Origin of the sequence: Pedobacter sp. SYSU D00535 (assembly GCF_017355855.1) — a bacterium.
Classification (GTDB): Bacteria; Bacteroidota; Bacteroidia; order Sphingobacteriales; family Sphingobacteriaceae; genus Desertivirga.
The window spans coordinates 1-15,914 of record NZ_JAFEWD010000007.1 but is presented as its reverse complement, the minus strand read 5'-3'; the positions used below and the strand labels follow the sequence as shown (position 1 = coordinate 15,914).

13 protein-coding genes are annotated in these 15,914 nt (G+C 44.5%); 10 read left to right on the top strand and 3 right to left on the bottom strand.

The features are described 5' to 3' along the window. Positions 1–61 precede the first annotated feature (61 nt). A complete protein-coding gene (locus tag J4N23_RS14560; protein WP_207428350.1) occupies positions 62–1,624 on the bottom strand; it encodes a M56 family metallopeptidase in 1,563 nt (520 codons plus the stop codon). Continuing rightward, entirely contained in the window at positions 1,621–1,998 is a 378-nt protein-coding gene (locus J4N23_RS14555; protein WP_207428349.1) for a BlaI/MecI/CopY family transcriptional regulator, read from the bottom strand. The genes J4N23_RS14560 and J4N23_RS14555 overlap by 4 nt, the downstream gene beginning before the upstream one ends. 123 nt (positions 1,999–2,121) lie before the next feature. Here J4N23_RS14555 and J4N23_RS14550 point away from each other — a divergent pair, with 123 nt between their 5' ends. After that, on the top strand, positions 2,122–3,519 hold the full coding sequence (locus tag J4N23_RS14550) for an MBL fold metallo-hydrolase RNA specificity domain-containing protein (protein ID WP_207428347.1): 1,398 nt from the start codon (positions 2,122–2,124) through the stop codon (positions 3,517–3,519). Positions 3,520–3,555: 36 nt separating this feature from the next. Here J4N23_RS14550 and J4N23_RS14545 read toward each other — a convergent pair whose 3' ends face one another. Beyond that, a complete protein-coding gene (locus tag J4N23_RS14545) occupies positions 3,556–4,287 on the bottom strand; it encodes an acyl-CoA desaturase (protein ID WP_207428346.1) in 732 nt (243 codons plus the stop codon). Between the two features lie 477 nt (positions 4,288–4,764). On the opposite strand from J4N23_RS14545, the gene rplM reads away from it, so the two are divergent. From rplM to purL, 9 genes are all read left to right on the top strand, one after another. Beyond that, entirely contained in the window at positions 4,765–5,208 is a 444-nt protein-coding gene (rplM, locus tag J4N23_RS14540; protein WP_207428345.1) for a 50S ribosomal protein L13, read from the top strand. A 16-nt stretch (positions 5,209–5,224) separates the two neighbouring features. Next, on the top strand, positions 5,225–5,611 hold the full coding sequence (gene rpsI / locus J4N23_RS14535; protein WP_207428344.1) for a 30S ribosomal protein S9: 387 nt from the start codon (positions 5,225–5,227) through the stop codon (positions 5,609–5,611). A gap of 18 nt (positions 5,612–5,629) precedes the next feature. Then, entirely contained in the window at positions 5,630–6,451 is an 822-nt protein-coding gene (rpsB, locus tag J4N23_RS14530; RefSeq protein WP_207428343.1) for a 30S ribosomal protein S2, read from the top strand. Positions 6,452–6,582: 131 nt separating this feature from the next. Continuing rightward, complete coding sequence (gene tsf / locus J4N23_RS14525) at positions 6,583–7,422, top strand: translation elongation factor Ts (protein WP_207428342.1); 840 nt, start codon at positions 6,583–6,585, stop codon at positions 7,420–7,422. 182 nt (positions 7,423–7,604) lie between these two features. Further along, positions 7,605–8,579, top strand: coding sequence for a DUF2279 domain-containing protein (locus J4N23_RS14520; RefSeq protein ID WP_207428340.1), 975 nt, complete (start codon positions 7,605–7,607; stop codon positions 8,577–8,579). Between the two features lie 82 nt (positions 8,580–8,661). Further along, positions 8,662–9,369: a UMP kinase gene (gene pyrH, locus J4N23_RS14515; RefSeq protein WP_207428338.1), complete on the top strand. Its 708-nt coding sequence runs from the start codon at positions 8,662–8,664 to the stop codon at positions 9,367–9,369. Between the two features lie 39 nt (positions 9,370–9,408). Next, on the top strand, positions 9,409–9,972 hold the full coding sequence (frr, locus tag J4N23_RS14510; protein ID WP_207428336.1) for a ribosome recycling factor: 564 nt from the start codon (positions 9,409–9,411) through the stop codon (positions 9,970–9,972). Between the two features lie 71 nt (positions 9,973–10,043). Next, entirely contained in the window at positions 10,044–11,798 is a 1,755-nt protein-coding gene (locus J4N23_RS14505) for an ABC transporter ATP-binding protein (RefSeq protein ID WP_207428333.1), read from the top strand. Between the two features lie 66 nt (positions 11,799–11,864). Continuing rightward, positions 11,865–15,548, top strand: a complete 3,684-nt coding sequence (gene purL, locus J4N23_RS14500; RefSeq protein WP_207428331.1) for a phosphoribosylformylglycinamidine synthase — start codon at positions 11,865–11,867, stop codon at positions 15,546–15,548. The last annotated feature ends 366 nt before the right edge of the window (positions 15,549–15,914 follow it).

The window sequence follows — 15,914 nt, the reverse complement described above, 5'->3', positions numbered from 1 at the left end:
TGCCACGAGGCAAGGAGGAAATTAAAGAGCCCTTACGCGAAAGCGAAGGGCTCTTGTGTTTTTATTGTTTTTTGCTTGTAATAAGGATAAGACCTTCTTTTCCTTCCGGAACGTTGTACTGACTGAATTCAGCTACATCTTCTTTTATTACCCTGATAGATTCAATTTTCGCAGAGTCAATTTTTAGCATTTCCTCGCGGCTGATTGGCTTTCCATCCAGCAAGATGTAAGCCTTATCTAATCCATCTCCCCTGATCATGAAGTCTCCATTACCCAGCGTTTGAGAGTTCAACATAACAGGAAGGGTATATTGAATTCTTACGGGCTTGCCATTTGCCACGCCAGGGATCCATTTTCCTCCTGATTGAAGTACCCGAACAAGTTCTTCTCCAGTTCCATGCCCAAGGTCCCGTAAAGACCGGATCCCGCTCAAGGTCCCGTCCTTTTCTACAACAAACGTTGCAATCAACCTGCCCTTAACGCCCTTTTCTTTAAGTATTGCAGGAATCTGATAGTTGTTTCCTACGAACTTGTAAAATTTTTCTATTCCCCCCGGAAACTCTGGTAGTTTATCCACCTTCGAAAAATCGTAAATACTGCTGTCCTGCAACGGCTTTATTTCGTCCTTATGAAGACCGTTAGATACAGTAGGGAACGAACGTTCAACAGACTCCAAGGTTGTTTTTGAATCATCCAGTCTAAGACGTATTTCTCTTGTTTCTTCCTTCACCGGCCCCGGCTTCGGCTCATTCTGCGTAGTAAACACTTCCTTGGATGGAAGCTCCAACGACGCTTGAATTTGTTCAATTTTCTCTTCTGCTGCTGCAGTTGATATAACTGCTGCTAGCATAAATAGCGGAACTGAAAGTCCGTACTTCAAAATGGCGACCTTCGCCGATCTTGCTTTTTGTAACATAAGTATCCTCCTTTTTAATAGTGACTCGTTGAAAAAGCTGTTGGCTAATGCTTTTGGCTTTATTCCCATGGCATTACTAAGCAGCAATAGCGCATACTTGGATTTCCCCGTTTTGCTGGCTGTCGCTTCATCTGCAATGTATTCGTGAATGTGTGTGATCGATCTTTTATATAAGTAGACTACCGGGTTGAACCAGTTAACAATGGCAACTAGTTCAAACCAGATTACATCAGCAGAATGGAAATGACGTGCGTGTACTTCTTCATGCTTCATAATCGAATCACGACCTTCTACGTCCGCTGAGACGACTATCCGGTAGAAAAACGAATAGGCATTTTTGGCTGACGGAGGCACTGAAGTCAGAGAGTAGAGCGCAAAAAGAAATCGTGCAGCACAAACCACGACTCCTGTTAGGTAAACTGCTGTGAGAATATCAATAAGAGCCGGGCCAGTATCCTGTTCGGCGAAAACAACTATTTCTGCGTTCGACATGACCACTTGTGTCAACTCCCCGACCTTAGGCGCTAAAAACAGCGACTTTACCCAATCGCTCCGTAACACTGGAATAAGGAACGAGCAAATACTTGCACCAACGAGATAGGCCCTGTTTAAGTTGAAGAAGGTCTCATTCCTGAGTAGCATGATATAGAAACCGTAAAATACTAGTAGGAATAGGTTTACCTGGATAATAAAATTGAACCAGCTCATAATTTCTTATTTTTTAGGTTTTCGATTAGTTTCATTATCCCGTCAGCTTCTTTTAAGTCTATCTTCTCCTTTTTGACAAAGAAAGAAAACATGCTTTCGACAGAGTTACCGAAGTATCCTTGCAGAAGCTTTTCGGTGGCAAAACTTTTGTATTGCTCCTTACTTATTTTGGGAAAATACTGGTGGCTTTTCCCGAAGGCTTCGTGGTCCACAAATCCTTTTGTTTCTAAAATGCGAATGATAGTAGACACCGTATTGTAAGCCGGCTTAGGGTTAGGAAGCTGATCAATAACATCCTTCACAAAACCTTTTTTTAAATCCCACAATACCTGCATCACTTGCTCTTCTGCTTTGGTTAGTTCTTTTATTTCCATAAAGGTTGAATTAGTTAAATCAAATCTACAACTAAGCATTTAGTTTATCAACTATAATCTTAGTTAATTGTTTGCAAACTTTAAATCTTATTTTGCTGTTGAGCTTATCACAACTAAAAACGAATGACGATTACTTTTCACGGCGCTGCAAGAAATGTAACAGGCAGCAAGCATTTAATAAAATTGGATAACGGCACTCAAATCCTCTTGGATTGTGGGATGTTTCAGGGACTGGATGAAGCTGACGAACTAAATGAGCACTTTGGCTTCCGGCCGGACCTGGTAAGTTACGTAATACTCTCTCACGCGCATATTGACCATTGCGGCCTTCTGCCCCGGATGGTAGCAGAAGGGTTCAAAGGAACAATATTCGCCACGGCACCCACCATGGACCTGGCAGGAATTCTACTAGCAGATTCAGCAAAAATTCAGGTACAAGATGCCGAGTTTAGTAACAAAAACCGGCGAAGATCAGGGCAAGCGGAAATTCAACCGCTCTATACGGAAGAAGACGTGATCGCTACCATGGGGCTTTTTAAGATTGTAGATTTTAATGAAGACTTTGAGATAGAGCCAAGAATTACACTACGGTTTACAGACACTGGTCATATCATTGGCAGCGCCGCAGTCCACCTCACCATCTTGGAGGACGGAAAGTTCCATCAGCTTACTTTCAGTGGCGACGTGGGCCGGTACGGTGATCTGCTGCTAAAGAGCCCGCAAACCTTCCCTCAGGCCGATTATATTCTGCTGGAATCGACCTACGGTGATTCTCTCCATAAAGATCTGGAACCTATTGAGGGCCGGCTGAAAGAAGTCATTCAGCATACCTGCATCGTTAAAGGAGGTAAGCTCATCATTCCCGCCTTTAGCGTCGGAAGGACGCAAGAACTTTTGTACGCCTTGAACGCCTTGGAACTGAAGGGAATTCTACCGGATGTTCCTTTTTATGTGGACAGCCCTTTATCGCTGAAGGCAACGGAAGTATTGAAAGACCACCCGGATGAATACAATCGCGGAGTGCAGGAAGTAATGAAGCGCGATGACGACATCTTTATGTTTAAAGGTCTGAAATTTATCGAATCGGTGGAAGAATCAAAAAGCCTGAATGACGATCCGCGCCCCTGCGTAATTATTTCTTCGTCGGGAATGGCGGAAGCGGGTAGGGTAAAACACCACATCCGTAACAATATCAACAATCAGAAGAACACCATATTGATGGTCGGGTACGCTGAGCCGTCCTCCCTGGCAGGCCGTCTACTGCGGAATGAGAAAGTAGTGCGGATTTTCGGAGAAGAGTACGACGTGCGGGCGGACATCGAGGAGATTAAATCGATGAGCGCTCATGGCGACTATGAAGATCTCCTAAAATTTATCTCTTGTCAGGATCCCGAGCAAGTCAAAGCAGTTTACCTCGTACACGGGGAATACGATGTACAAACAAGATTCAAACAGAAAATAGAGGAAGCTGGCTTTAGAAATGTGAGGATACCGGCCCAGCATCAAATGGAAGAGTTGTAAAACAAAGGAAGCGCTTCACAGCGCTTCCTTTTAGCATTATGCTGTTTTTCTTATTTTAATAATTCTAGTCCAGTGCAGCACTTTCATCACCGGATAAACCGGGTCGACTTCAAACCAGCGCTTTGCAAAGTTTGGACTGTTAGGAAACTTGTGATGATTGTTCTGAAACAGCTCGCCTAACATCAGGAAATCAATCGGCGTGGTGTTTTTGGAATGATCACCGTTGTCGAAGTTAGAGTAGCCGTATTTATGACCACACCAATTAACCGTTGCGCCGTGTATAGGGCCCATCAAATAATGAATAGGAAGCAGAAGGAACATCCAGGGGCTGGTTGCGAAATACACATAAAACAAGGTATAGCCCACACCAAATCCTATTCGTGAAACCCATGACGAAGCCATGATGTCGACAGTTCGCCACTCGGGATAGTTCCCCTTGAAACGAGTTTCCGGCTCCTTGTTCATTTTAACATAATCCTGAAAAATCTTTTTAGTTGCCCACATCATTTGAAAAACATCCCTGAAAAAATGTGGTGAATGCGGATCTTCCTTTGTATCACTGTACGCGTGGTGCATTCGGTGAAGGATAGCATAAGCCCTAGGATTTAAGAAGGAAGCCCCTTGAGAAAACCACGTGAGCAAATAGAAAGCCCGTTCCCAAAACTTGTTAGTGGTAAACATTTTATGGGAAGCATATCGGTGAAGGAAAAAGGTTTGAACGAAAAGCGATAGAAACCAGTGGGAGAGAAAAAATATAAGAATATACACGTATTAAAAAATTTTACAATGATACAGAAATCGGAGGGATTTGGTTTTTTGTTTTTAAATTAGATGTCCACCTACAACGGTTTTTACCCTCGGATATTGCCCTCGCCTTAAACACCGCTACTTGCAGGATTTACAGCAGCTCTACTATATATGCGGAACAGGAAATAATGCTCGCCGGGGATCTGCATTTTTGCAACTGCGAGAGATGACACCTCGGGTGAAGTGGATAGCCCGCAGCGAGTGCAGGTAGCGTAAGGCCAAAGCGAGGACTATGAACGAAACACGGGACCACAGCTGGGCAGGGAACGTAAGCTGGTTTTCAAAAAAAAATTGTAGTAACGGATTAACAATCCTCACATCCGGATAACAATCAATAATTTTCTTCTCAACCGCTTGACAATTAAACTATTTAGCCTATCTTTGCAGTCCCAATTTAAGGGGTATAGTATATTGTTTAATTAATTTAATATCAAGCAAGTGAATACGTTAAGTTACAAAACTGTCTCTGCCAACAAAAAGACCGTTAACAAGGAATGGGTAGTTGTTGACGCACAGGGCGAGATTTTGGGGCGCTTGTCTTCTAAGATCGCTATGATGATCAGAGGAAAACACAAGCCTACATTCACCCCAAACGTAGACTGCGGAGATAACGTGATTGTTATCAATGCAGACAAGGTAAAACTGACCGGTAACAAACTAGGCGACAAAGTTTATGTTCGTTACACAGGCTACCCAGGCGGTCAGCGTTTCGTTTCTCCTAAAGAGTTAATGGCGAAGCATCCGGAGCGGATCATTGAGAAAGCCGTTCGTGGTATGTTACCTAAAAATCGTTTGGGCCGTGCATTATTCGGCAATCTGTATGTATATGCTGGTTCTGAGCATCCACATGCTGCACAAAGTCCAAAAGAAATCAAACTTTAATTAGAGGAGAAAAGAAATGTCAACTACAAACACTTCAGGAAGAAGAAAAACTGCAGTTGCCCGCATTTATTTAAGCGAAGGTAGCGGCAACATTACCGTGAACGGTAAAGACTATAAAGAGTACTTCCCTACTTTACCATTACAATTCATCGTTAACCAATCATTAGACGTATCTGGTTCTACAGGTAAATTTGATGTGAATGTTAATGTTGCTGGTGGTGGTGTTAAAGGACAAGCGGAAGCTGTTCGTTTAGCAATTGCTAAAGCTATTGTTGAATTAGATCCGGAAACGAAATCAGGATTGAGAGCGAAAGGTTTAATGACCCGTGATGCCAGAATGGTTGAGCGTAAAAAACCAGGACGCAGAAAAGCTCGTCGTAGATTTCAATTCAGTAAACGTTAATTTAAGGAGGATCAAACAATGGCTAGAACAACATATCAGGACTTACTTGATGCAGGTGTACACTTTGGTCACCTTACCCGTAAATGGGATCCGAAAATGGCTCAGTACATTTTCATGGAGCGTAATGGCATCCACATCATCGATTTAAACAAAACTTTAACAAAAGTAGAAGAGGCAGCTGCTGCGATCAAACAGATCGTGAAGTCAGGACGTAAAGTATTATTCGTAGCTACTAAAAAACAAGCTAAGGATATCGTTGCTGAGCAAGCTAAAGCTGTAAACATGCCTTTCGTAACTGAACGTTGGTTGGGTGGTATGTTAACTAACTTCGCTACTGTACGTAAGTCGATCAAAAAAATGTCTAACATCGACAAGATGTCAAAAGACGGAACGTACGACGTACTTTCAAAGAAAGAGAAGTTAATGATTCAGCGTGAGCGTATTAAGTTAGAAACCCTTTTAGGTGGTATTTCTGACCTAAACCGTCTTCCTGCTGCATTGTTCCTGATCGACGTAAAGAAAGAGCATATTGCTGTTACTGAAGCGTTGAAGCTGAACATCCCTACGTTTGCGATGGTAGATACCAACTCTGACCCTACCAACATCGACTTCCCGATCCCTGCAAATGATGACGCTACTAAATCAATCTCTTTGATTACCAGCATTATCGTTCAGGCTATCCAGGAAGGTTTAGATGAGCGTAAACGTGAGAAAGAAGACGAAGCTGAAAAAGAAGCAGCTGCTGCGAAAGCTAAAATCGACAGTGGCGCTGCTGATGCAGAAGCATCTCGTCCTGCTCCTAAGGTAGCTGCAGAAGCTGGCGAAGGTTCAGCAGAGTAAGCAGCACTGGTCCTTAAACCGGACATTGGAAAGCTTATTAAATCCTTAACAGGAAGATTATATTAAATAACAAAATTAATCAAGCCTTCGCCTTAAGGCGGAGGCTTTGAAATTTAAACCCAAAAACGGACATGTCTACAGTACAAATCTCTGCCTCAGACGTAAATAAACTGCGCCAGCAAACAGGTGCAGGTATGATGGATTGCAAAAAAGCTTTAACAGAAGCTAACGGCGATTTCGAAGCTGCTATCGATTACCTTCGTAAGAAAGGTGCTAAAGTTGCTGCAAGTCGTCAGGACCGCGAATCTAACGAAGGTGTTGTTATTGCTAAAACTACTGCTGATGGAAAACGCGGTATTGTAGTGGAAGTAAATTGCGAAACTGACTTCGTTGCTAAAAATGCTGATTTCATCGCCTTCGCGAACAGCATTGCTGATCTAGCAATCGAGCAAAATCCTACTTCTGTTGATGAACTTACTGCTCTTGAATTAAACGGAAGCAAACTTTCTGACCTGATCTTAGACCAAACCGGTAAAATCGGTGAGAAAATTGGCGTTTCTAAGTTTGAAGCTGTTTCTGGCGAGAAAGTGATTGCTTACATCCATGGTAACTATCGTTTAGGTGTATTGGTAGCTCTAAGTGCTGATGCTGCTGGTGCTGAAGAAGCTGGTAAAGACGTTGCAATGCAAATTGCTGCAATGAACCCTGTGGCTATCGACAAAGGCGACGTAGATGCACGTACTATCGAGCGTGAGCTGGAGATCGCTAAAGAGCAAATCCGTGCTGAAGGTAAACCAGAAGAGATGGTTGAAAAAATCGCGCAAGGTAAATTGAACAAATTCTACAAAGAGTCTACTTTATTGAACCAGGAGTTCGTGAAAGATTCATCTAAGTCAATCGCTCAATTCCTTGACAGCGTTTCTAAAGGCTTAACTGTAACTGCTTTCAAACGCGTTCAGTTAGGAGCGTAAACAGACTTTTGTCTAAGAAATTATAATCCTCGCCTATCCAGCGGGGATTTTTTTGTCCTCCCAACAATGCTGAAAGCCCTGTTTTAACCTAAATATTAATTTTTTACATTTGCTCCTGTAATTCTGTGGGTATTACACACGTACTCACTACAAACTAGTAAAACTAAACCCTGGCTTTCACAATGGAGCTCCGTCTTTATCGCTACAAGTGCCGAGTAAAAAAACTGATTTGCTTTTTTTCTGTCCTCCCTATTTTTGCTTTCTCAAACCCCATCAATACTGATAGCACTTCTAATCAGCTAGATGCGACAAGAAAAAGAAGATTAATTACGACAACGGCAATAGTGCAAACGGGAGCGCTAACAGGGGTATTTGTTGGACTTAATGAGGCCTGGTACAAGCAATATCCACGTACATCCTTCCATGTCAAGAAAGATTTTATGTGCTGGCAGCAGATCGATAAAGCCGGCCACGCCTGGACAACTTATCAGTACAGCAGATTATTTACGGGAGTCTGGCGGGAAGTCAAGCTAAAGAGAATACCGAGCATGATTATCGGGACGAGTACAGCAATTTTAGCTCAGTCTACCATGGAGAGCCTGGACGGATTCTCAGAGGCCTGGGGCTTCAGCTGGGGCGATATGACAGCAAACACCATTGGTGCTACCACTTTTGCTGCACAGGAAGCAATATGGGGAGAGCAGCGGGTTACGTTTAAGATGGGATACATGCCCGAACCTTATCGGGAATCGAGCTTAAAGGAGAGAGCGTCCGAGCTCTATGGGAAATCTTTTAACCAGAAAATACTTAAGGATTATAACGCACAAACGTACTGGGCGAGTTTCAATCTGAAAAGCTTTGCCAGAAATTCAGGCATTCCTTCCTGGTTAAATGTGGCTGTTGGCTACGGAGCTTCTGGTATGTACGGAGCAATGGGGAACGGATGGGCTGATGCCACGGGCACCTACCACAATCGGGAGGACATCGCCCGTCTCCGCCACTTCTATCTGGCGCCTGATATTTCACTCTCCCGAATCAACACCCGACACAAATGGCTGAAAAAAGTCCTTTTTGTTGCCGATATGATCAAGATCCCTGCACCTACGCTGGAATATACTTCTGAAGGCAAGCTGTTGTTCAAACCGTTTTGGTTATAGCTCTTGCAAGAGCAGGCCTGATGAGTAAAACGCAGTCTTCAAATTCGCAGAAATTACTATTTTTGCCAAACTTTTCTATTAAATGAAGTACAAGCGCATCCTTTTAAAACTTAGCGGCGAATCCCTAATGGGGGATAAACAATACGGTATCGATAGCGACCGTGTTTTGCAATATGCCAAAGATATTAAAGCAGTACACGACCAGGGAATGGAAATCGCGATTGTTATAGGTGGTGGAAATATTTTCAGAGGACTAAGCGCGGAAAAATCAGGAATGGACCGTGTGCAGGCTGATTACATGGGGATGCTGGCCACAGTTATCAACTCCATGGCCTTACAAGATGCTCTTGAAAAACTGAGTGTGAAAACAAGGTTGATGACTGCCATTAAAATGGAACAGATCTGTGAGCCCTTTATTCGCAGAAGAGCCGTTAGGCACCTTGAAAAAAGACGTATCGTAATTTTCGGTGCCGGTACCGGAAATCCATATTTTACCACCGACACCTGTGCTTCTTTACGGGCCATCGAGGTGCAAGCAGATGTGGTATTAAAGGGAACAAGAGTAGATGGAATTTACACCGCTGACCCAGAGAAAAATCCGGATGCTACGAGATATGACGAGATCACTTTTCAGGAGGTGTACGACAAAAGCCTTAATGTGATGGATATGACGGCCTTTACGCTTTGCCAGGAAAACAAGCTACCAATTATCGTGTTCGACATGAATAAACCGGGCAACTTCATGCGAATAGCTAACGGAGAACAAATTGGAACACTGGTTAAAGGATAATACAAACGCAAAACTGAATATCTTCTAATACTTGAAACCATGAACGACCTGATAAAGAAACAACTTAATGATGCGAAGAGCCTGATGGAAAAAGCAATTGCCCATACGGATTCAGAACTGACTAAAATTCGTGCAGGCAAAGCCACTCCTTCTATGCTGGATTCCGTTGTTGTTGAGTACTACGGTACCCCAACTCCTCTTAGCTCAGTAGGAAGCATTAATACGCCAGATCCACGGACTATTGTTGTGCAGCCATGGGAGAAATCATTATTAAGTGCTATTGAAAAGGCAATCGTGGATTCAAACGTAGGGTTGAATCCTCAAAACGACGGTTCTGTCATTCGTTTGAACGTTCCGCCTTTAACAGAAGAGCGCCGCAGAGACCTGGTTAAAAAAGTGAAGGAAGAAGCCGAAAGAGGCCGGGTAGCCATTAGAAATATCCGGAAAGATGCAAACGGTAAAATACAACGCCTGAAATCTGAAGGAGTATCTGAAGATGAGATAAAAGGCGGAGAAGGTGAAGTTCAAAAGCTCACCGACTCCTTTATCGTTAAGGTGGATAAGCTGGCAGAAGCGAAAGAAAAAGATATCATGACAGTTTAAGCTTCTAATCTTAAAGTAAAAAGAAAGGGAAGGAAACTTTGGGTTCATTCCCTTTTTTATTTTTGTTATAGATGAAACTACTGCTCAACTACTTAAAAAACTATAAAGGATTGCTGGTCCTGGCTTTACTGCTGGCGGCAATCAACCAGATATTTTCCTTCCTCGATCCCTGGATCTTCCGAAAGATCATCGATAAATACGTCACCCACTATCAGGATTACACGAATGAGGAGTTCTTCAAAGGCGCTGGCCTTTTGATTCTTGCAGCAATGGGAGTGGCGATGGTATCCAGAATTGCGAAGAACTTCCAGGACTATTACGTCAACGTGATCACACAGCGTCTGGGAGCAAAAATCTACTCCGATGGTCTGGCTCATTCCCTGGAACTTCCCTACCAGGTCTTCGAAGATCAGCGTAGTGGAGAAACACTGGGGATTCTGCAAAAGGTGCGCACAGACTCTGAAAAGCTCATCATCGCATTTATCAACATTGTCTTCACCAGCATCATCGGCATTACCTTCGTGTTTGTTTATGCCATGAGCATCCACTGGGCCATTGCAGTCTTCTACATTTCCGTTATTCCAGTACTGGGAACTATCAGCTCGGTATTGAGCAAAAGGATTAAAACGGTGCAGAAGAGCATTGTCACAGAAACTACCGCCCTTGCGGGATCAACCACCGAGTCCTTAAGAAACATTGAACTGGTAAAAAGTCTGGGCCTGTCTTCGCAGGAGATCAGCCGCCTGAACAATACGACAGAAAGAATTCTCGTCCTCGAACTTAAGAAGGTGAAGTATGTGAGAAGCCTCAGCTTTGTTCAGGGAACGCTGGTTAATTTACTTCGGAATGCGATTATCTTCCTAATGATGTACCTAATCTACGATGGACAAATCACTGTTGGAGAGTTCTTTTCGCTGTTCCTGTACTCATTTTTCATATTCGGCCCCCTGCAGGAGCTCGGAAATATCATCAACACGTACCGAGAGACCGAAGTCTCCTTGGCTAACTTCAAAACTATTCTGAATACTCCAAAAGAAGCAAAGCCTGCGAATCCTGTTAAAATAGGGACAATACAATCTCTGGAGTTTCGCAATGTAAGCTTCAAACATCTTACGGCAAGCAGAAATGCGTTGAACTCGATCAGTTTCTCCACGCAAACCGGCGAAACCATCGCTTTCGTTGGACCTTCGGGATCAGGAAAAACGACACTGGTGAAATTGCTTGTAGGATTATATCCACCGAAAGAAGGCGAAGTTTTGTACAATGGAACGTCCTCCCATCGGGTTAATCTGGACGAGTTAAGGGAGCGCATAGGATTTGTCACACAGGATACTCAACTTTTTTCCGGAACCATCCGGGAGAATCTCCTTTTTGTACGCCCCGGGGCTACAGATGAAGAATGTATGGAAGTACTCCAAAAAGCAGCCTGCCACAACCTGCTTGCCCGCGCCGACAAAGGACTTGACACGGTGATCGGTGAGGGCGGGGTGAAAGTGTCAGGCGGGGAAAAGCAACGGCTCTCCATTGCCAGAGCACTATTGCGCCAGCCAGACATTTTAGTGTTTGACGAGGCCACTTCAGCATTGGATTCCTTAACAGAAGAAGAAATCACCAAAACGATCCGGGCAGTGTCGAACATGCACGAGCACATCACCATTCTTATCGCACATCGCTTATCTACCATTATGCACGCAGACAAGATCTTTGTGCTGGAAAAAGGCAACATTATAGAATCAGGCAAGCACGCAGAACTGTTGGAAGAAAAAGGCTTGTACTACGCGATGTGGAGGCAGCAAATTGGTGAGAAAATACCGCTTGAAGCCTAGGCTGTTGCGGTCTAAGTCTCGTTATATCAAACGAAAAGCTTAACTTTGCGGCTTCAAAATAAAAGCATGCTTCACTTTTTTTTAAGTCAGCCTGATACAGTTTACGCTTTGCAAACTGAGAAGGATCTTAGTTCTACCGATATCCAGAAACTTGAATGGCTTTTTGCTGGTGCTACCCTACAACAGGCGAGCTCTTTGGAGGGCTTTTTTGTTGGTCCACGGGCAGCGATGGTCACCCCTTGGAGCACCAATGCGGTGGAGATCACCCAAAACATGGCTATTGAGGGGATCATCAGGATTGAGGAATTTAAAATTGTAAACGAAGATTTTACTGATTTCGACCCCATGCTTTCTCAAAAGTACAAGGGGCTTAACCAGGATATTTATACGATCAATATTCAGCCGGAAGAGGTTCTTCCTATCACTGATATTGCTGCTTACAACAAGCAGGAAGGTCTTTCGCTGAGCGATGAGGAGGTAGAATATCTCAACCAACTCTCGGCAAGGATCGGAAGACCACTGACTGACTCTGAAGTTTTTGGGTTTTCGCAGGTAAACTCGGAGCACTGCCGTCACAAGATCTTCAACGGTAAGTTTATCATTGATGGGGAAGAAAAGGAAACGTCCTTATTTAAACTCATCCGGAAAACTTCAGAAGCAAATCCAAACGACATCGTTTCTGCATACAAAGATAACGTCGCTTTTATAAAAGGTCCTGTTGTTCAACAATTCGCCCCTAAGCGTGCCGATGAGCCCGATTTTTATGCCATTTCTGAATTCGAATCGGTTATTTCCGTTAAAGCAGAAACGCATAACTTTCCTACCACGGTAGAACCCTTTAACGGTGCAGCTACCGGTTCAGGAGGGGAGATCCGCGACCGACTGGCCGGGGGACAAGGGGCATTACCACTTGCCGGAACTGCAGTATACATGACTGCACTTTCACGCCTGGAGCAGGACCGTCCCTGGGAAAAAGCTACTGAAGAACGGAAGTGGCTTTACCAAACACCAATGGATATCCTGATCAAGGCCTCCAATGGTGCTACCGACTTTGGAAATAAATTCGGACAGCCGCTGATCACCGGTTCTGTATTAACCTTCGAGCACGACGAGAGCTTGGATAATTTGGAATCTCCGCGAAAGCTCGGTTACGACAAAGTGATCATGCTTGCGGGTGGTGTCGGCTATGGAAAAGCTGATCAGGCGCAAAAACAACATCCTAAGCCAGGAGATAAAATTGTTATTCTGGGCGGAGAGAATTACCGCATCGGAATGGGCGGTGCTGCCGTTTCATCGGCTGATACTGGTGAACACGGTTCAGGTATTGAGCTGAACGCAATCCAGCGCTCCAACCCGGAGATGCAGAAAAGAGCGGCCAACGCGATCCGCGGGATGGTGGAAAGCGATCAAAATAAAATTATTTCTATTCACGACCATGGTGCTGGTGGACACCTCAACTGTTTGTCGGAACTCGTGGAAGAAACTGGAGGTAAGATTGACCTTGACAAACTTCCTGTAGGAGATCCTACCCTTTCTGCTAAGGAAATCATCGGAAACGAATCTCAGGAACGCATGGGCTTGGTGATCGGTGAAGAAGATATAGCGACCCTGCAAAAAATCGCTGATCGCGAACGTGCACCTATGTATACGGTAGGAGATGTAACAGGTGATCATCGCTTTACCTTCCAATCAGCCTCTACCGGCGAAAAGCCGATGGACTTGGAACTTTCGGATATGTTCGGTAGTTCACCGAAGATGGTGATGGAAGATAAATCAGTCAACCGTACTTACCAACCTGTTACCTACGAGCAAGGTAAACTTGAGGAATATCTCAACCAGGTGCTACAGTTAGAAGCCGTAGCTTGTAAAGACTGGCTGACTAATAAAGTAGACCGCTGCGTAGGTGGTCGTGTAGCGAAGCAGCAATGTGCCGGCCCACTTCAACTGCCATTAAACAACGTAGGCGTGATGGCGCTGGATTTCCAGGGAAAAGAAGGTATCGCAACCACTATCGGCCACGCACCTATTTCAGCATTGATTGATCCTGCCGCCGGCAGCCGTAATGCGGTAGCTGAGTCGCTTTCAAATATCGTTTGGGCGCCGCTAAAAGACGGATTGAAAAGCGTTTCACTCTCTGCCAACTGGATGTGGGCCTGTAAAAACGAAGGGGAAGACGCCCGCTTATACGAGGCTGTGAAAGCTTGTTCTGATTTTGCCATCGACTTAGGCATCAACATCCCAACGGGGAAAGATTCCCTGTCGATGAAGCAGAAGTACAAAAACGAGGATGTGATTGCTCCCGGTACAGTGATCATCTCGGCAGCCGGAAACTGTAACGATGTACGCAAAGTGGTTGAACCTGTATTGCAGGCTGAAGGCGGCAATATCTACTACATCAATCTTTCGAGCGATACATTTAAGCTGGGTGGATCATCCTTTGCCCAGGTAGTAAATAAAATCGGTAATGAAACTCCTGATATTAAAGATGCCGCAGCATTTAAGACTGCTTTCAATACCCTTCAACAGTTAATTCAGGAAGGCAAAATCGAAGCTGGGCACGATATCGGCAGCGGTGGTTTGATCACTACCCTGCTGGAGATGTGTTTTGCCGATAACAATCTTGGTGCTTCCATCGATCTTAGTTCTTTAGGCGAGCAAGACACCATTAAAGTTCTCTTTGCAGAAAATATTGGCGTGGTGTTCCAGGCTTCTTCTGATGTGGAAGCAGTACTGGAAGCAAACGGCGTTGCTTTTTTTAAAATCGGTACCAGCACAACAAGCGCTAGTCTCAAGTTGAAGAACGGCGCTGATACGTATAGCCTTGATATTCCTGCTTTACGCGATACCTGGTTTAAAACATCGTATTTGCTGGATATTAAACAAAGCGGGCCGGTAAGTGCAAAAGAGCGCTATGATAACTATAAAAACCATTTGCTTCACTACCAATTCCCTGAAGGATTTGAAGGCAAGAAACCAGTGATTGATCCAGCTAAGCCAAGGATCAAAGCGGCTATCATCCGCGAAAAAGGAAGCAATTCTGAACGTGAAATGGCCAATGCAATGTACATGGCTGGTTTTGATGTGAAGGATGTGCACATGACCGACCTAATCTCAGGCAGAGAAACACTGGAAGATATTCAGTTTATCGGTGCTGTGGGCGGCTTCTCCAACTCTGACGTATTAGGTTCAGCAAAGGGATGGGCAGGATCGTTCCTGTACAACGAGAAAGCACGTGTCGCCCTAGAGAAGTTCTTTGCCCGCGAGGATACGCTCTCCATCGGCATTTGTAATGGATGTCAGTTGTTCGTTGAACTGGGTCTGATCAACTCCGACCACGACGAAAAGCCAAAGATGCACCATAACATCAGTGGCAAGCACGAAAGTATATTTACTGCCTTAACCATTCAGGAGAATAAGTCGGTAATGATGGCCAGCTTGGCGGGCTGCACCCTGGGTGTTTGGGTATCACACGGAGAAGGTCGTTTCGAACTTCCTCTTACGGAAGATAAGTACCAGATCGTTTCTAAATATATTTATGAGACTTATCCGGCTTGTCCGAATGGTTCCAGCTACAATACGGCAATACTTTGTGATCCTACCGGTCGTCACCTGGTGACCATGCCTCACATTGAGCGTTCGCTATTGCAATGGCAGTGGGCCCACTATCCCAAAGGTCGTCACGATGAAGTGAGCCCCTGGATGGAGGCTTTCGTAAACGCCAGAAGGTGGTTGGAAGAAAGACAGGGATAAAAAGTATTTAATTATATACAAGCCGTCCTGCCTTTGTGGTTGGGACGGCTTTTTTGTTTGAGGAACTGAACGCAGACAGCGTTTGGAACGCTGTCTGCGTTTCGCTTCCGGTGCGCTAGCCTTTCTCTCCCGCTGGGAGAGGTGCCAAAGGGAGTGAGGGTACCCTGTCTTGTCCTGAAATAGGTTTACACAAAATGTGGACAAATGGACAAACAGACATTCAGTGAATCCTTCAAAAGGATGGTGGTGGAGCAGGTAGCTCAGGGAAGAGTAAATATTGAGGAAGCCCGACGCCTTTACAACATCAGAGGCCATAGTGCGATACAGCGCTGGCAGCAAAATTTGCTTAAGTATGGCAGATGTTCT

Coding starts and splice junctions, on each gene's coding strand:
- J4N23_RS14555 (WP_207428349.1), bottom strand. CDS start 1,998: ATGGAAATAAAAGAACTAACCAAAGCAGAAGAGCAAGTGATGCAGGTA.
- J4N23_RS14520 (WP_207428340.1), top strand. CDS start 7,605: ATGGAGCTCCGTCTTTATCGCTACAAGTGCCGAGTAAAAAAACTGATT.
- frr (WP_207428336.1), top strand. CDS start 9,409: ATGAACGACCTGATAAAGAAACAACTTAATGATGCGAAGAGCCTGATG.
- rpsI (WP_207428344.1), top strand. CDS start 5,225: ATGTCAACTACAAACACTTCAGGAAGAAGAAAAACTGCAGTTGCCCGC.
- tsf (WP_207428342.1), top strand. CDS start 6,583: ATGTCTACAGTACAAATCTCTGCCTCAGACGTAAATAAACTGCGCCAG.
- pyrH (WP_207428338.1), top strand. CDS start 8,662: ATGAAGTACAAGCGCATCCTTTTAAAACTTAGCGGCGAATCCCTAATG.
- purL (WP_207428331.1), top strand. CDS start 11,865: ATGCTTCACTTTTTTTTAAGTCAGCCTGATACAGTTTACGCTTTGCAA.
- J4N23_RS14505 (WP_207428333.1), top strand. CDS start 10,044: ATGAAACTACTGCTCAACTACTTAAAAAACTATAAAGGATTGCTGGTC.
- J4N23_RS14550 (WP_207428347.1), top strand. CDS start 2,122: ATGACGATTACTTTTCACGGCGCTGCAAGAAATGTAACAGGCAGCAAG.
- rpsB (WP_207428343.1), top strand. CDS start 5,630: ATGGCTAGAACAACATATCAGGACTTACTTGATGCAGGTGTACACTTT.
- J4N23_RS14560 (WP_207428350.1), bottom strand. CDS start 1,624: ATGAGCTGGTTCAATTTTATTATCCAGGTAAACCTATTCCTACTAGTA.